The organism is Nonomuraea sp. NPDC001831, assembly GCF_042892035.1.
GTDB lineage: Bacteria > Actinomycetota > Actinomycetes > Streptosporangiales > Streptosporangiaceae > Nonomuraea.
On sequence record NZ_JBIATU010000003.1, the window covers coordinates 723,138 to 737,735 of the forward strand.

Below are 14,598 nucleotides of genomic sequence, written 5' to 3' on the forward strand. Positions count from 1 at the left end.
TTGAACGGTCTGTGCTGTCACGTGCGGACACCTCTGCCCCATGAGCATGGGAGAAACCTTCATCCGGAGCACTCTTGCGAACCTTGCGGGCGGATCTGGTGTCCAACTCTGTGGAACGGTCCTTCTGGGCCGTTCTCAGGGGATGACGCACCGGGGGCGGTGCATGAGGGGGAACGTCATGAACGGCGGCATGAAGCGGTACCTGTCCGGTATCGGGATGACCGCGGCGACACTGGCCGTCACGACCGCGCTCACCGGGGCCACCCCCGCCGGCCCCACGCCCTCCCCCACCCACCCGGCCCCCGCCCACCCGGCGCCGTCGGCCTCCCCCGCGCCGAAGCCCGACCACAGACCCGGTCACACGCCGGACCACAAGCCCGGCCACCGGCCGGACCGGACCGGGCCGTCCGCCGAGCCCACCGGGCCTGCCGAGCCCACTGAGCCCGCCAGGCCCGCCGAGCCCGTCGAGGTGGACAAGCCCGACTGCCGCAAGGTCAAGTGCGTGGCGCTCACCTTCGACGACGGCCCGGGCCCCTACACCGGGACGCTGCTGCGCCACCTGGCGAAGTACCGGGCCCACGCCACGTTCTTCGTCGTCGGCCGGAACGTCGGCGTCCACCCCGACGTGGTGCGCCGCACGGCCGAGGCGGGGCACGAGCTGGGCAACCACACCTGGTCCCACCCCGACCTGACCAGGCTGTCGCCGGCCGCGATCAGGTCCCAGCTCGCCCGCACCGACCAGGCCGTGAAGTCCGCCGCGGGCGTCGTGCCCGGCCTGGTACGCCCCCCGTACGGCGCGACGGACCGCGACGTGCGGCGGCAGGCGCACCGGCCGCTGGTCCTGTGGAGCGTGGACACCCTCGACTGGCGCTACCGCGACAGCGCCAGAGTGGCCCGCGTCTCGCTCAAGCGGGTCCGCCCCGGCAGCGTCATCCTGTTCCACGACATCCACCCGACCACGGTCAAGGCCCTCCCGCGGGTGCTGAAGGGCCTGTCCGCCCGCGGCTACCGCTTCGTCACGGTCAGCGAGCTGTTCGGCGGCCGGCCGCCGAAGATCGTCCACAACGCCCGCGGGCTCTCCGGCGGCCCCAGGTAGCGGCCGGCCCGCCTTGCCGTCCCCGCGAACCGCCGGCCCGTCCTGCCGTCCCCGCGAACCGCCGGCCCGTCCTGCCGTCCCCGCGCCCCCTCCGGCCCGCGGGGGTCACTCCTCGACGGTCTCCTCGTAGCCGATCGCGGCGTCCGCCGCGTCGCCGCCCGACTCGCGGGCCCGGTAGCTGTCGCCGCCGTAGAACCTGAAGGCGCCGTTGTCGGCCCGCTCGCCGACGGGCGGCACGCGGCCGTCGATGGCGATGTAGTACCAGCCGTAGCCGCCCTGCCGGTCCTCGCAGAAGTTGTTGACCACGCGCCGCCGGGACGGCTTCGCGACGCACACCTCGACCCACTCCGAGGGCGTCTCGATGGCCGTCTCGGCGCCGGGGCCGCCCTGCGGCGACGCCTTGGTGAGCTCGTCGTCCCCGGGGTCCTCGTACGTGCCGCCGTCGGCCCGCTTCCCCACCGCGGGGACGGTGGCGTCGCCGGCGTAGAAGTACCACGCGTAGCCGCGGCGCTCGTCCTCGCACGGGCGGTAGTCGGCCCTGGTCTGCGTGCCGGTGTCCACGCAGACGGCGATGCGGGCGGCCCCGTCCTGGGCCGCGGCGTCGGACCCGCCGTCGGACCCGTCGTCGGACCCGCCGTCGGGCTCGTCGTCGATGACCTCTTCGGTCTCCTCCGGCGAGGCCGGCGGGCCGGTGTCGGCGACGGTGCACCCGGCGGTCAGCGCGGCGACGAGCGCGAGGCAGGCGAGTCGTAACAAGGATCCTCCACGGAATCGGGGTGACGACCGGCCAACGAGCGGGGAGCCGGGCCCGGTTCCCCGCGCGCGGCGGCAGGCCATTGACGGCCGATCGTTTGGGCCCGTACATTTTCGGAGCACCCGTCCGCGACAGAAGGGCCGACGATGCCGGTCAACGGCGACATGCCGACGCTCGACCAGACGTTCGCCACCGAACAACACGTGGCCACCGGCGAGCGGGGCACGTCGTGACCCACGAGGAATGGCTGAGCCGGGCCGCGGCGGTCGCGCCGCCGTCCGCGCACCACATCGACGGCGCCGACGAGCCCGGCGGCGCGTCCTTCACGGTGCGCTCGCCGCGCGACGGCCGGGTGCTGGCCGAGGTGGCCGACGGCGGCGAGGCGGAGGTCGGGCTCGCGGTGTCGGCGGCGCGGCGGGCGTTCGACTCGGGCCCGTGGCCGCGGATGGCGCCCGCCGAGCGCGGGCGGGCGCTGGTGCGGCTGGCGTCCCTGATCGAGGAGCGGCGCGAGCACCTGGCGCTGCTCGTCAGCCTGGAGATGGGCAAGCCGATCACCGACGCGCACGACATCGAGCTGCGCGCCGCGATCACCACCTTCCGCTGGTACGGCGAGCTGGCCGGCAAACTGGCCGACGAGGCCCCGCACGTGCCCGCCGACGCCCTCGCGCTGGTCACCCGCGAGCCCGCCGGCGTCGTCGGCGCGGTCGTGCCGTGGAACTTCCCGCTCACGCTGGCCTCGTGGAAGGTGGCCCCCGCCCTGGCAGCGGGGTGCACCGTCGTGCTGAAGCCGTCGGAGCTGTCGCCGCTGTCGGCCCTGGAGCTGGGGCGGCTGGCCACCGAGGCCGGGCTGCCGCCGGGCGTGCTCAACGTGGTCGCCGGCGACGGCCCCACCGCCGGGCGGGCGCTCGGCCTGCACCCCGGCGTGGACGTGCTGGCCTTCACCGGCTCCACCGCCGTCGGACGGCACTTCCTGCGTTACTCGGCCGACTCCAACCTCAAGCGCGTGTGGCTGGAGCTGGGCGGCAAGTCGCCCAACATCATCCTTCCCGACGCCCCCGACCTGGAGGCCGCCGCGGCCACCGCCGCCTGGGGCGTCTTCTTCAACCAGGGCGAGATGTGCACCGCGCCGTCCCGCCTGCTGGTCCACCGGTCGGTGGCCGACCGGGTGACGGAGGCCGTGGTCGCCCGGGCCCGCGCGCTGCGCGTCGGCGACCCGCTCGACCCGGCCACGGAGATGGGCGCCCTGGTCGGCGAGGCCCACCTGGAACGGGTGCGCGGCCACGTCGAGGCGGGTCTCGCCGAGGGCGCGCGGCTGCGTACGGGCGGCGGCCGCATCCTGGCCGGCACCGGCGGCGCCTACCTCGAACCCACCGTCTTCGACCGGGTGGACCCCGGCTCCCGGCTGGCCAGGGAGGAGATCTTCGGCCCGGTGCTGTCCGTGCTGGCCTTCGACGACGTCGAGGAGGCCGTCCGCCTGGCCAACGACACCGAGTACGGCCTCGCGGCCGGCCTGTGGACCTCCGACCTGGGCACCGCGCACCGCGTCGCCCGCGCGCTGCGGGCGGGCACCGTCTGGGTCAACTGCTACGAGGAGGGCGACCTGACCGTGCCCTTCGGCGGCATGCGGCAGTCGGGCAACGGCCGCGACAAGTCGGCGCACGCGCTGGAGAAGTACACCGAGCTCAAGACCACCTGGATCCAGCTGTGAGACCCCTGATCGCGATCCCCGCCCGCTTCTCCGCCACCGCCTCGGCCCTGCGCTACGCCGCAGAGGTGAGCGCCCGCGCCCTGGTGGAGGCCGTGTGGCGGGCGGGCGGCGAACCGGCGACCATCCATCCGGCGGCCGCGGACGACGTGGCGGGCCGGATGGCCAGGTTCGACGGCCTGCTCCTGCCCGGCGGCGGCGACGTCGCCCCCCACCGCTACGGCGCCCCCGACACCCACGCGGACGTCTACGACGTGGACGACGACCAGGACGCCTTCGACCTGGCCCTGGCCCGCCACGCCCTGGCCGCCGGGCTGCCCACGCTGGCGATCTGCCGCGGCCTGCAGGTCGTCAACGTGGCCCTCGGCGGCACGCTGGAGCAGGACATGGGCGGCCCCGAGGGCGGCCACCGGCACGTCATGCACCCGGTGTCGCTGCGCCCCGGCACCCTGCTGGAACGCGCGGCCGGCACGGCGAAGCTGGAGGCGTCCTGCTTCCACCACCAGCGCGTCGAGCGGCTCGGCGACGGCCTGTCCTCCGCCGCGCACGCCGCCGACGGCACGGTGGAGGCCCTTGAGCACGGCGGCGCGCCCGGCTGGTTCACCGCCGTGCAGTGGCATCCGGAGGACACCGCCCACCGTGATCCGGCCCAGCAGGCCCTGTTCGACGCGCTCGTCCGCGAGTCGGGGCATCATGGCTGCCATGATCCGCGCCGCCGTCCCTGACGACCTGCCCGCACTCCACGACCTCGCCGTCGCCTTCTACGCCGAGGACGGCTTCACCACCCCGGCGCAGACGCTGAAGGCCAACCTCGCCAGGCTGATCGCCGAGCCCGGCGTCCGGGTGGCGGTGAGCGAGAGCGCGGGCCGGCTGGTCGCGTTCGGCATCACCACCACCACGTTCGGGCTGGAGCAGGGGCTGTACGCCGAGCTGGAGGACCTGTTCGTCGCGCCGGAGGCGCGGCGGCGGGGCGAGGCGGAGCGGCTGATCGAGGACAGCCGCCGGTGGGCCGCCGGCCGGGGCTGCACGGCCCTGGAGGTCGTGATCGCCCCGAACGGCGCCGACGTGAGCCACCTGTTCGCCTACTACGGCAAGCGCGGCTTCCGCGACGAGGGCCGCCGCATCCTCAGCCACCCCCTGTGAGCGCCCGGGGCGGCCGGCCGCCGCCCCGGGCGGCTCACGGGCGGCTCACGAGCGGCGCGGCGGGCGGACGCCGCGGAACTCCCAGTCGCCGCCGAGCGCGGTCGAGCGCACCTCCTCCGACTCCGTCGGCTGCGCGCCGACGTCGGAGCGGATCGGCACCGGCCCGGTCACGACGTGGTTGGTCAGCCGGCCGAGCCCTTCGGCCTCGACCTCGACGACGTCCCCCGGCCGGACGGGCCGCGAGCCCGCCGGGGTGCCCGACAGCAGCACGTCGCCGGGGAAGAGGGTGATCGTCCGGGCGATGTCGGCGACCAGGTAGTGCATGTCCCAGGTCATCTCGTCGGTGTTGCCGTCCTGGACGACCTCGCCGTTGACGTACGTGCGCAGGCGTTTGCCGCGGAAGTCCCAGCCGGTCACCAGGCCGGGGCCGAGCGGGCAGAGCGTGTCGGAGCCCTTGACGCGCAGCATGGAGCCGGCGTCGGTGTCGCGGAAGTCGTGCAGCCCGAAGTCGTTGGCCACGGTGTAGCCCGCGATGTGCGCGCCGGCCTCGGAGGGGGCGATGTTGCGGCAGGTCCGCCCGATGACGATGGCGATCTCGCCCTCGTAGTTGAGCCACTTGCAGCCCTCGGGCCGCACGACCGCGCCCCGGTGGGAGTTGAGCGAGGAGGTGGGCTTGTGGAAGTAGGTCGGCGCGTCCGGCAGCCGGGTGCGGAACTCCTCGACCCGGCTGCGGTGGTTGAGGTGCACCGCGATGATCTTCGTGGGGACGACCGGCGGCAGGTGCGCGGCCTCGTCGGCGCCGATCCGGCGGCCGTCCGCGGCGACGAGGTCGTCCCCGTCGCGGACGGTCTCGGTGACGGCGCCGTCCAGCAGGACGCGGCGGTACTCAGGCATGGGCGTTCTCCTGTCGGGGTGCGGTCCAGCCGCCGGACGGGCGGTCGAACCAGAGCAGGGCCTGGCCGGTGCCGACGGAGTTCTCGTACTCGCCGTACTGGCGGGCGGGGGCCGTGCAGCGCTCCTCGCCGAGGGCGCCGGCCAGCATGACGTAGTGGTGGAAGCGGGCCTCGGGCTTGTACGTCCGGAACTCCGGCATCGTGCGCAGCACCTCGTCGTGCCGGCCCTGCCGGAACCATTCGATGCGCCGCAGGTCGGCGGCGCGGGCCTCGGGGGTGAAGACGTGCCGCGGGTCGCTGGACTCGTGGTCGCGCAGCTCGCGCAGCGGCCAGAACGTGTGCGACAGCGCGCCGGAGGCGATCACCAGCACCCGGCGGTCGGTGGCCGCGACGCCGTCGGCCAGCGCGCGGCCGAGCCGCAGGTGGTCCTCCATGTCGCCGGTCTGGCAGACGCCGATGCTCACCCAGCGCTTGGCGGGCAGGCCCTCGCCGAGGTACTTCCACAGGTTGGTGGTGGCGTAGTAGATCGGCAGGTACTCGTCGTCGATGGGGGTGATCCAGGTGCCGTGCCGGCCCGCGAAGGAGGCCACGCTGCGGGCCAGCTCGGGGTCGCCGGGGAAGTCGTACGGCATCCGGCACATGCCGCGCGGCAGCTCCTCGGAGGTGTACAGCCCGGCCCGGCGCGCCTGCGCGGTGACCACGAACTCGACCGTGGTGGCCCAGTGGGAGTCCAGCACCACGACGGTGTCGTAGTCGTCGCGCTCGAAGACGTCCCTGCGCAGCTCGCGCAGGCCGGTGACGAGGCTGATCTCCTTGCCCTCGTTCAGCTCCAGCCGGGTGCGCTCGGGCAGCACGATGGTGGGCACGTGCGCGAGCAGGCCCGCCCCGACGATCTCACCCATGGTCGTTCCAGCCCTTCGGCGCGGTGACGGTGTTCTTCAGGTCGCAGTAGAAGTCGAAGCTCCAGGTGCCGCCCTCGCGGCCGACGCCGGACTCGCGGGAACCGCCGAAGGGCGCGCGCAGGTCGCGCACGAAGAAGCAGTTGACCCAGACCGTGCCCGCGACCAGTTGCTCGGTGACCCGGCGGGCGCGCTCGCGGTCGCCGGTCGCGACGGTGGCGGCCAGGCCGAAACGGGTGTCGTTGGCCAGCCGGACGGCCTCCTCCTCGGTCTCGAACGTCTGGAGCGTGAGCACCGGGCCGAAGACCTCCTCCTGGACGATCTCGCTGTCCTGGGCCACGTCGGTGAGCAGGGTGGGCCGGTAGTACAGGCCGTCCCCGCGCTCGCCGCCGATGACGGCGCGGGCCCCGGCCGCGAGGGCCCGGCGGACGAACCCGTCGATCTTCTCCACCTGGCGCGGGTGGATGTTGGGGCCGACGTCGGTGGCCTCGTTCCGCGGGTCGCCCTGGACCAGGGCCGCGGCCCGCTCGGTGAAGCGGCGGACGAACTCCTCGGCGATCGGCGCCTCGACCAGCAGCCGGGTGGCGGCCAGGCAGACCTGCCCGGCGTTGTCGTACTGCTCGACGGCCAGGTCCACGGCGAGGTCGAGGTCGGCGTCGGCGAAGACCAGCAGCGGCGACTTGCCGCCCAGCTCCAGGCTGAGCGGGGTGAGGTTGGCGGCGGCCGAGCGGGCGATGCGCCGCGCGGTCGGCACCGAGCCGGTGAAGCTGACGCGGCGCACGCCGTGGTGCTCGACCAGGGCCTGCCCGGCCTCCTCGCCGAACCCCTGGACGACGTTGAGCACGCCGTCCGGCAGCCCGGCCGCGGCGGCGATGTCGGCCAGCAGGGAGGCGGTGAGCGGCGACCACTCGGCAGGCTTGAGCACCACTGTGTTCCCGGCGGCGAGCGCGGGGGCGATCTTCCAGGTGGCCAGCATGAGGGGCGCGTTCCACGGCGTGATCAGGGCGCAGGGGCCGGCCGGGTCCCAGGAGACGTGGTTGGCGTGGCCGCGGGTGTCGAAGTCGTCGTGGCCGAGGCTCTCCAGCCAGTCGGCGAAGAAGCGGAAGTTGTGCGCCACGCGGGGCATGACGCCGCGGCGGTGCGAGCGCAGCAGGGCGCCGTTGTCGCAGGTCTCGACGGCGGCCAGCTCCTCCAGCCGCTTCTCGACGCCGTCGGCGACGGCCCGCAGCACGGCGGCCCGGCCGGCGCGCGGGGTGGCGGCCCAGCCGGGGAAGGCGTCCTGGGCGGCGGTGACGGCGGCGTGCACCTCGTCGGGGCCGCCGCGGGCGATCTCGCCGAGCGCGGCGCCGTCGATGGGCGAGAGGTCGGTGAACGTGCGCGCGGAGGCGACGCGCCGGCCGCCGATCCAGTGGCGGGTGTCGACGGTGACCCCGGCGACGGTGATCTGTTCGGACATGTCGGGTGCTTCCAATCTCAAGGGGCTAGTGCGCGCCGGAGGTGCCGGATTCCAGCAGCGTGCCGCCGTCCCACACCACGCCGACCTGGCGGAAGTAGGCGCCGATGGGCTCGCGGACGGCCAGCCGGGACAGCTCCTCGGTGGGGGCGTCGAACAGCTCCAGCTCGGCCTCGCCCGCCCACGCCTGGCCGGCCTCGAAGGCGGCGGCGCCGGACTCGACCAGCTCGTCGAGCGCCAGCCCGCCGCCCTTGCCGATGGCGGGCAGCCAGCGGTGGTGGGCCATGGGGTGGCCGTTGACGAACCCGTTGTGCGGCGACGGCTCGCGCAGGGTCACCACGGCCTGGGCCAGGCGGCGGTCGGCGGCGGCCAGCGTCGCGCCGAACCGGGCGCCCGCCTCGATGCGGGGCGCGGGGCCGTACGGGTGCGGCCTGGTCTGGTGGATCGACCCCAGCTTCTTCGGATAGCCCTGGTGCAGCCCCCTGGCGAGGGCGAAGTCCTTGTCCACCCAGATGTAGACGCACCTGGAGTAGGTCCGCCCCCGGTAGGAGCACCGGACGACGGCGAAGGCCTCCTTGTACTGCGAGCGCACCGGGTCCAGCAGCTCCTCCCCTGAGGCGGCGCAGGACTGCCAGTCGGCCCAGATGAGCGCGACCGCGCCCGGGTCCTCGGCGGCGAGCTCCAGCGGCTCGGGCAGCAGCTCACGCACCCGGTCGGGGTCGGTGCGGTACTCGATCGTGAGCAGGTCGCCGGAGTAGTGCCAGGGCGGCTCCGGGACGAGGGACGAGCGGCCCGTGGCCGTCTTGGGGTGGAAGTAGCCGCGGACGCCGGCCAAGATGGTCCTCCTGGAACTCGTTTGGTTCCAAATAAAATATGAACATCCAGGCCGATCGGTCAACAGCTCTTGCGGCAGCCAATACGCGCCCGTTACGTTTGGCGTCAAACGACCCTAGGAGAGACCGGTGCAGCAGCACATCGACCGCCTGACCGAGCGGGGCGTCGACGTGGTCCGCGTGACCTACCCCGACCTGACGGGGACCGACCGCGCCCGCGACGTCCTGCTGGAGGCGCTGCCCGACGCCCTCGGTCACGGCCTCGCCTTCTGCCGCGCCGTCTACCACTCCACCCCGCGCGGCGGCACCGCCGACATCAGCGGCGGCCTGGACGCGGGCCTGCCCGACATCGCCGTCGTGCCCGACCTGGCCACGCTCGCGCCGCTGCCGTGGGAGCCCGGCGTCGCCTGGTGCCACGGCGACGTCGTCGACCCGGCCACCGGCGCACCGGCCCCCGAGTCGCCCCGCGACCTGCTGCGCGCCGTGCTGGCCCGGTGCGCCGAGCAGGGCCTGCGCCCGGTCGTCGGGCCGGAGCTGGAGTACTTCCTGTGCGACCCGGCCCCCGCGGGCGGCTGGCAGCGCTACGCCGAGGCCACCGGCAACGTCTACACCGCCGGCCGCCGCGGCGACCCCGACGGCCACCTCACCCGCACGCTGCGGCACCTGCGCGACCTCGGCCTCGGCGTGACGGCGGGCAACCACGAGTTCAGCAGCGGCCAGTTCGAGATCAACCTGCGGCACTCCGAGGCGCTCGACGCGGCCGACCGGGCCTTCTGGTTCAAGGCGGCGGTCAAGGAGCTGGCGCGGGTGGAGGGCAGGCTGGCGACGTTCATGGCCAAGCCGTTCAACGACGAGGGCGGGTCGGGCTTCCACCTGCACCTGTCGTGCCTGGGCGAGGACGGCGGCAACGCCTTCGACGACCCGGCCGCGCCGTACGGGCTGTCGGCGACCGCGCGGCACGCGATCGCGGGCGTGCTGGCCCACGCCCCCGCGCTGGCGGCGCTGGCCAACCCGACGGTCAACTCCTACAAGCGGTTCGGCCCCGACACGCTGGCCCCCTGGCTCGTCGACTGGGGGCTCGACAACCGCAGCGCGATGCTCCGCGTCCCGCCGGAGCGCGGCGCGGGCGCCCGCTTCGAGCTGCGGCTCGGCGACGCCAGCGCCAACCCGTACCTGCTGGTCGCCGGGACCGCGGCCGCCGCGCTGCTGGGCGTGCGGGCGGCCGAGGAGCCGCCCGCCCCGCTCGTCGGGTACGGCTACGACGCCTCCAAGGCCCCGGTGCTGCCGATGACCCTGCCCGAGGCCCTGGACGCCCTGGAGGCCGACGGCGAGCTCACCGAGCTGCTCGGCAAGGACTTCACCGCCGCCTTCCTGGCCTACAAGCGCGACGAGGTCGCCCGCTTCCAGCGGCACGTCACCGACTGGGAGTTCGGCGAGTACGCCTACCACCTGTGACCCGTCATTCGATCGCGCGCTGCGCCAGGTCCTCGGCCAGCGCGATGATCTCCGGGTTGTAGGGCGCCTTCTCCCCCGGGACGTACCGCACCCGGTCCAGGCCGCGCCGGTAGCGGAACACGCCCCGGCGCTCGTGCAGCTCCCAGTCCACCGGGCCGCCGTAGTCGAAGCCGACGCTGATGCCGGTGAAGGGGGCCATGCCCACCAGCTGCGGGACCCGCTCGACGGCCAGCGCCGGCTCGCCGTCCACCAGCACCTCGATGTCCCAGCGCACCTCCGGCAGCGCCGTGAAGCGGGCCGTGACGGTCACCGGCCCGGCCGCCGGGAGCGGGCCGGCCGCCCGCACCGGCACGCCGTAGGCGTTGTACGTCAGCCGCAGCTCGCCGTCCTCGACGTACAGGACGTAGCCGCCGCCCTGGTCGCCGTGGGCCACGATCACGCCCTCGTCGCCCGGCCGCCGCTCCAGCCACGCCTCGATCGTGAACGACCGCAGGGCGGTGAGCCTGCTCGACCGGAACCGCTCCAGCACCGGGGTCCCCGGGTGGATCGTGACCGGCTCCGACAGCGCCAGCTCGGCCGGCGGCCGGGTGTTGAGCATGTCCGGCGTGTCGGCCAGCGGGAAGACCGTGTTGAGCCAGGCCGCCGCCCGCCACTTCGCGGCCAGGTCGGCCACCCGTTCCGGCTGCTCGGCGGCCAGGTCGGTGGTCTCGGCCGGGTCGCGGGCGATGTCGTACAGCTCCCAGCCGTCGTCGGTGAACGGCGTGCCGGGCAGGTGCGGGGCGATGAGCTTGTAGTGGTCCTCGAAGTAGCCGCGCTGCCCGCCGCTCTCGACGTACTGCGAGCGGTGCAGGCTCGGCCGGTCGCGCTCGCGCAGGAAGTGGTCGAACGGCACGCCGTCCACGTCCTGCGGCAGGTCCAGGCCGGCCAGCGTGAGGAGGGTGGGCGCGACGTCGGTGACGTAGGCGTACTGGTCGCGCACGCCCGGGTCGCCGGCGTCCCTGGGCAGCCCGGCCGGCCACGACAACACGAACGGCACGTGGATGCCGCCCGCGTAGGCGTGGCCCTTGTAGAGGCGGAACGGGGTGTTGGAGACGTTGCCCCAGCCGCGCGGGTAGTGGCCGTGGACCTGGGGGCCGCCGACGAGGTCGAGGTCGCGCGGCACGTCGTGGCACCAGTCGTCGGGCAGGCCGGCCAGGTGCACGAAGCGGCTGAGGTAGCTGCGGGTGCCCTCGGGGCCGCCCTCGGCGGTCGCGCCGTTGTCGCTGGTGACGACGATGACGGTGTTGTCGTACTCGCCGATGCGCTTGAGGTGCTCGACCAGCCGGCCGAGGCTCTGGTCCACGGCGTCCACGGCGGCGGCGTAGACCTCCATGTGGCGGGCGTACAGCTCGGTGCGCTCCTCCCACGGCGCCAGGTCCGGGTCCGAGGGCCGGGTGCCCTCGGGGAAGAGGCCGTCGCGGAGCTGGCGGGCGAAGCGTTCCTCGCGGATCCTGGCCCAGCCCGCGTCGTAGCGGCCGCGGTACTTGGCGACGTCGGCCGGCTTGGCCTGCACCGGGCCGTGCACGGCCTGGTGGGCGAAGTAGAGGAAGAACGGCTTGTCGGCGTCGTTGGCGCGCAGGCCGTTGATCATGCCGATGGCGCGGTCGGTGAGGGCGTCGGTCAGGTAGAAGTCGTCCGGGAAGCCCTCGTCGGGGATCGGGCCGTTGTCGCTGATCAGGCGGTGCGGGTGGAACAGGGAGGTGAAGCCGTCCATGGAGCCGTAGTAGCGGTCGAAACCGCGCTGGAGCGGCCAGGAGCTCTTGTCGGCGCCGTCGTGCAGCTTGGACTCGATGGTCAGGTGCCACTTGCCGACCATGAACGTCGCGTACCCGCCGGCCCGGAACGACTCGGCCAGCGTGGGCACCTCCCGCGGGATCTCCATCCGGTAGCCGGGGTAGCCCGGGTCCACGTGCGCCACCATCGCGAACCCGGCCCGGTGCGGGTTGAGCCCGGTCATCAGGGCGGCCCTGGAGGGCGAGCAGAGCGGGGTGCTGTGGTAGTTGGTGAACCGGTAGCCCGACTCGGCCAGCGCCTGCACGTGCGGCGTGTCGATCTCCGAGCCGAACGGCGACAGGTCGCTGAACCCCAGGTCGTCCACCAGCACGACCACCACGTTGGGCGCACCCGGACGCGCCCGCCGCGGCTGCGGCCACCAGGGCGTGGACTGCGAGGCCAGCTCGCGGGCCGTGCCGCCGAAACCCTCGTACCCCCTGCTCGGCGGCGTGCTCACGGGCCCTCCGGATCGACGGCGTCCCGGTCGGCCCACAGCGGCGCCACCCGGGCCCGCAGCTCCTCGGCGCCGACCCGCTCGACCAGCTCCACGGCCGCCAGGTTGTCGCGCAGCTGCTCCAGGCTGGTCGCGCCGAACAGCGTGGTGGTGTTGGCCGGGTGGGTGAGCGTGAAGGCCACGCACACCTGCGCCGGGGTGGCCTCCAGGTCGGCGGCGATCGCGGCCAGCTCGGCCGCCGAGGCCGCGATGCGCTCCCTGATGCCGCCGGGGTCGCGGCCGACCTGCCGGTCCACGCCCTTGCCCAGCAGCACGCCGCCCTCCAGCACGTCGGAGGACTGAAGCGTGACGCCCTGGGCGAAGATGCGGGCGAACGGCGCGCCGTCGGGGATCGAGCGGCGCGAGACGCTGTACTTCAGCTGCGCGATGGCCGGGCCCTCGACGCCCTCGCCGGCGGCGGCGTCGATGAGCGTCTGCACGTTCGACGCCGACCAGTTGTTGACGCCCCAGCTGCGGATCAGCCCTTCCTTCGCCAGGCCGGCCAGGTCGAGGACGAGCCGGTGCAGGTCCACGCCGTCGTGCCGCAGGTCGCCCAGGACCACGAGGTCGGCGTGGTCGGCGCCGGCCCGGAACAGGGCGTTGAGCAGCTGGTCGCGCAGGCTGTGCTCCGGGTAGCCCTCCAGCCACAGCTTGGAGGAGAGCAGGTAGTCCTCGCGGCGCAGGCCGGCCGCGCGCACCAGGGCGGAGAAGATCACGTCGGTGAACACGGGCGGCATGCCGGGGAAGCCGTACACGCCGACGTCGAACAGGTCGATGCCGTGGTCCACGGCCTCGCGGATCATGGCGACCGCGTCGTGGAAGTCCATGCGGTCGTAGGTGTGCCAGGAGCCGAGCGCGAGCACGCCCGTCTCCGGTCCGGTGCGCCCGATGCGGCGGCGCGGGATGGTCTGCACGATGGCTCTCCTAGGGCAGGCGGGGGTCGACGACGGCCTTGATCTGGCCGAGCCTGGACATCGACTCGACGCAGGCGGTGGCCTGGGCCAGGCCGACGGGCTCGCTGAACAGCTCGTCCCACGGCATGCGGGCGGCGAAGGTCTGGAAGAACTCGATCGAGCGGTGGTAGTCGGCGATGTCGCCGTTGAGCGAGCCGACGACGGTCAGCTCCTTGCCCATGACCGCGCCGAGCGGCACGGGCGCGAGCTCGAACCCGGTGGAGCCGACGATCACCACGGTGCCGCGCTGGGCGGCCACCGCGACCGCCTCCTCGGCCACGGTCGGCGCTCCGGCCAGGTCGAACACGTAGTCCGCGCCGCGCTCCCCGGCCAGCTCCCTGATCCGGGCGACGCGCTCGTCCTTGCCCAGGTCGGTCGAGACGGTCGCGTCGGCGCCGAAGCGCCGGGCGGCGGCCAACCGGTCGTCCGGGCCGCCCACGGTGATGACGGTGCCCGCGCCGGCGATCCTGGCGACGGCCGTGGCGAAGATGCCGAGCGCGCCCGCGCCCTGCACCACCACGGTGGAGCCGGTCCTGATGCCGCCGGCCCGGTCCACGGCGCGCAGCACGGTCTTGGCCGCGCAGCCCGACATCGAGGCCCAGGTGTCCTTGACGTCGGCGGGCAGCAGCAGCTTGGCCGCGCCCGGGGTCACGTAGCAGTACTCGACCAGGCCGCCCGTGGCGTACGGGGGGCGGTCGGCGCGCTGGGTGAAGCCGTAGCCGCGGTTGGCGCAGGCGACCGGCTGGCGCAGCACGGCGCAGCCGTAGCAGTGGCCGCAGGTGGACTCCGACCAGCCGATGCGGTCGCCCGCGCCGATCGGGCGGCCGAGGGCGTCGGTGGTGCCGGGCCCGGCCTCGACGACCTCGCCCACCATCTCGTGGCCGAGGATCATCGGCAGCATCCCGGGAAAGGTCATCTGGCCGGCCCACAGGTGCACGTCGGTGCCGCACAGGGTGGTGCACGTGATGCGCACCAGGGCGGCGCCGGGCTCGACGGCGTCGGGCAGCGGTACGTCCTGAAGGCTGAGGGGCTTGCCGTGCTCGGTGAGGACGGCGGCGGCGGTTCTCGTAGGCATGGTCACCTTCGTGGCTTTCGACCGTTAAGTGTGG

General features: G+C 74.1%; 13 protein-coding genes. 5 read left to right on the forward strand and 8 right to left on the reverse strand.

Translation table 11 applies throughout. From position 1 onward, the window contains the following. Window positions 1–163: 163 nt before the first annotated feature. A complete protein-coding gene (locus ACFYYW_RS14075) occupies window positions 164–1,096 on the forward strand; it encodes a polysaccharide deacetylase family protein (protein ID WP_387648460.1) in 933 nt (310 codons plus the stop codon). A gap of 105 nt (window positions 1,097–1,201) precedes the next feature. On the opposite strand, the gene ACFYYW_RS14080 is transcribed toward ACFYYW_RS14075, so the two are convergent. Further along, entirely contained in the window at window positions 1,202–1,852 is a 651-nt protein-coding gene (locus ACFYYW_RS14080) for a hypothetical protein (RefSeq protein WP_387648463.1), read from the reverse strand. Window positions 1,853–2,079: 227 nt separating this feature from the next. Here ACFYYW_RS14080 and ACFYYW_RS14085 point away from each other — a divergent pair, with 227 nt between their 5' ends. From ACFYYW_RS14085 to ACFYYW_RS14095, 3 genes are read left to right on the forward strand one after another with little or no spacing between them, the layout of a single operon-like run. Further along, window positions 2,080–3,558 carry an aldehyde dehydrogenase gene (locus ACFYYW_RS14085; RefSeq protein WP_387648466.1) on the forward strand — a complete coding sequence of 493 codons (1,479 nt, stop codon included), beginning with the start codon at window positions 2,080–2,082 and terminating at the stop codon, window positions 3,556–3,558. Beyond that, entirely contained in the window at window positions 3,555–4,280 is a 726-nt protein-coding gene (locus tag ACFYYW_RS14090) for a gamma-glutamyl-gamma-aminobutyrate hydrolase family protein (protein WP_387648469.1), read from the forward strand. Before ACFYYW_RS14085 ends, ACFYYW_RS14090 begins: the two co-directional genes overlap by 4 nt. Further along, complete coding sequence (locus ACFYYW_RS14095; protein ID WP_387648471.1) at window positions 4,258–4,698, forward strand: GNAT family N-acetyltransferase; 441 nt, start codon at window positions 4,258–4,260, stop codon at window positions 4,696–4,698. Before ACFYYW_RS14090 ends, ACFYYW_RS14095 begins: the two co-directional genes overlap by 23 nt. A gap of 45 nt (window positions 4,699–4,743) precedes the next feature. Here the strand turns inward: ACFYYW_RS14095 and ACFYYW_RS14100 are convergent, their stop codons facing one another. The 4 genes from ACFYYW_RS14100 to ACFYYW_RS14115 are packed head-to-tail and all read right to left on the reverse strand — an operon-like array spanning window position 4,744 to window position 8,778. Beyond that, window positions 4,744–5,592 (reverse strand): fumarylacetoacetate hydrolase family protein, encoded by an 849-nt coding sequence (locus ACFYYW_RS14100; protein ID WP_387648474.1) that lies wholly within the window; start codon window positions 5,590–5,592, stop codon window positions 4,744–4,746. Then, a complete protein-coding gene (locus tag ACFYYW_RS14105; RefSeq protein ID WP_352326645.1) occupies window positions 5,585–6,493 on the reverse strand; it encodes a 3,4-dihydroxyphenylacetate 2,3-dioxygenase in 909 nt (302 codons plus the stop codon). Before ACFYYW_RS14105 ends, ACFYYW_RS14100 begins: the two co-directional genes overlap by 8 nt. Beyond that, window positions 6,486–7,946 (reverse strand): aldehyde dehydrogenase, encoded by a 1,461-nt coding sequence (locus ACFYYW_RS14110; RefSeq protein WP_387648478.1) that lies wholly within the window; start codon window positions 7,944–7,946, stop codon window positions 6,486–6,488. Before ACFYYW_RS14110 ends, ACFYYW_RS14105 begins: the two co-directional genes overlap by 8 nt. A 25-nt stretch (window positions 7,947–7,971) precedes the next feature. Further along, window positions 7,972–8,778: an acetoacetate decarboxylase family protein gene (locus ACFYYW_RS14115; RefSeq protein ID WP_352326642.1), complete on the reverse strand. Its 807-nt coding sequence runs from the start codon at window positions 8,776–8,778 to the stop codon at window positions 7,972–7,974. 127 nt (window positions 8,779–8,905) lie between these two features. Between ACFYYW_RS14115 and ACFYYW_RS14120 the strand changes: the two genes are divergently transcribed. Beyond that, on the forward strand, window positions 8,906–10,231 hold the full coding sequence (locus ACFYYW_RS14120) for a glutamine synthetase family protein (RefSeq protein WP_364415527.1): 1,326 nt from the start codon (window positions 8,906–8,908) through the stop codon (window positions 10,229–10,231). 4 nt (window positions 10,232–10,235) lie between these two features. On the opposite strand, the gene ACFYYW_RS14125 is transcribed toward ACFYYW_RS14120, so the two are convergent. Genes ACFYYW_RS14125 through ACFYYW_RS14135 form a run of 3 tightly spaced genes read right to left on the reverse strand, consistent with a single transcriptional unit; the run spans window position 10,236 to window position 14,564 of the window. Continuing rightward, on the reverse strand, window positions 10,236–12,500 hold the full coding sequence (locus ACFYYW_RS14125) for an arylsulfatase (protein WP_387648481.1): 2,265 nt from the start codon (window positions 12,498–12,500) through the stop codon (window positions 10,236–10,238). Next, a complete protein-coding gene (locus tag ACFYYW_RS14130) occupies window positions 12,497–13,450 on the reverse strand; it encodes an aldo/keto reductase (RefSeq protein ID WP_387648484.1) in 954 nt (317 codons plus the stop codon). Before ACFYYW_RS14130 ends, ACFYYW_RS14125 begins: the two co-directional genes overlap by 4 nt. A 10-nt stretch (window positions 13,451–13,460) precedes the next feature. After that, window positions 13,461–14,564 (reverse strand): zinc-binding dehydrogenase, encoded by a 1,104-nt coding sequence (locus tag ACFYYW_RS14135; RefSeq protein ID WP_352326634.1) that lies wholly within the window; start codon window positions 14,562–14,564, stop codon window positions 13,461–13,463. Window positions 14,565–14,598: the final 34 nt, after the last annotated feature.

What these genes read in the sequence shown, in the direction of transcription:
- ACFYYW_RS14075 (WP_387648460.1), top strand. Translation starts at nt 164, where the DNA reads ATGAGGGGGAACGTCATGAACGGCGGCATGAAGCGGTACCTGTCCGGT.
- ACFYYW_RS14095 (WP_387648471.1), top strand. Translation starts at nt 4,258, where the DNA reads ATGATCCGCGCCGCCGTCCCTGACGACCTGCCCGCACTCCACGACCTC.
- ACFYYW_RS14100 (WP_387648474.1), bottom strand. Translation starts at nt 5,592, where the DNA reads ATGCCTGAGTACCGCCGCGTCCTGCTGGACGGCGCCGTCACCGAGACC.
- ACFYYW_RS14105 (WP_352326645.1), bottom strand. Translation starts at nt 6,493, where the DNA reads ATGGGTGAGATCGTCGGGGCGGGCCTGCTCGCGCACGTGCCCACCATC.
- ACFYYW_RS14110 (WP_387648478.1), bottom strand. Translation starts at nt 7,946, where the DNA reads ATGTCCGAACAGATCACCGTCGCCGGGGTCACCGTCGACACCCGCCAC.
- ACFYYW_RS14135 (WP_352326634.1), bottom strand. Translation starts at nt 14,564, where the DNA reads ATGCCTACGAGAACCGCCGCCGCCGTCCTCACCGAGCACGGCAAGCCC.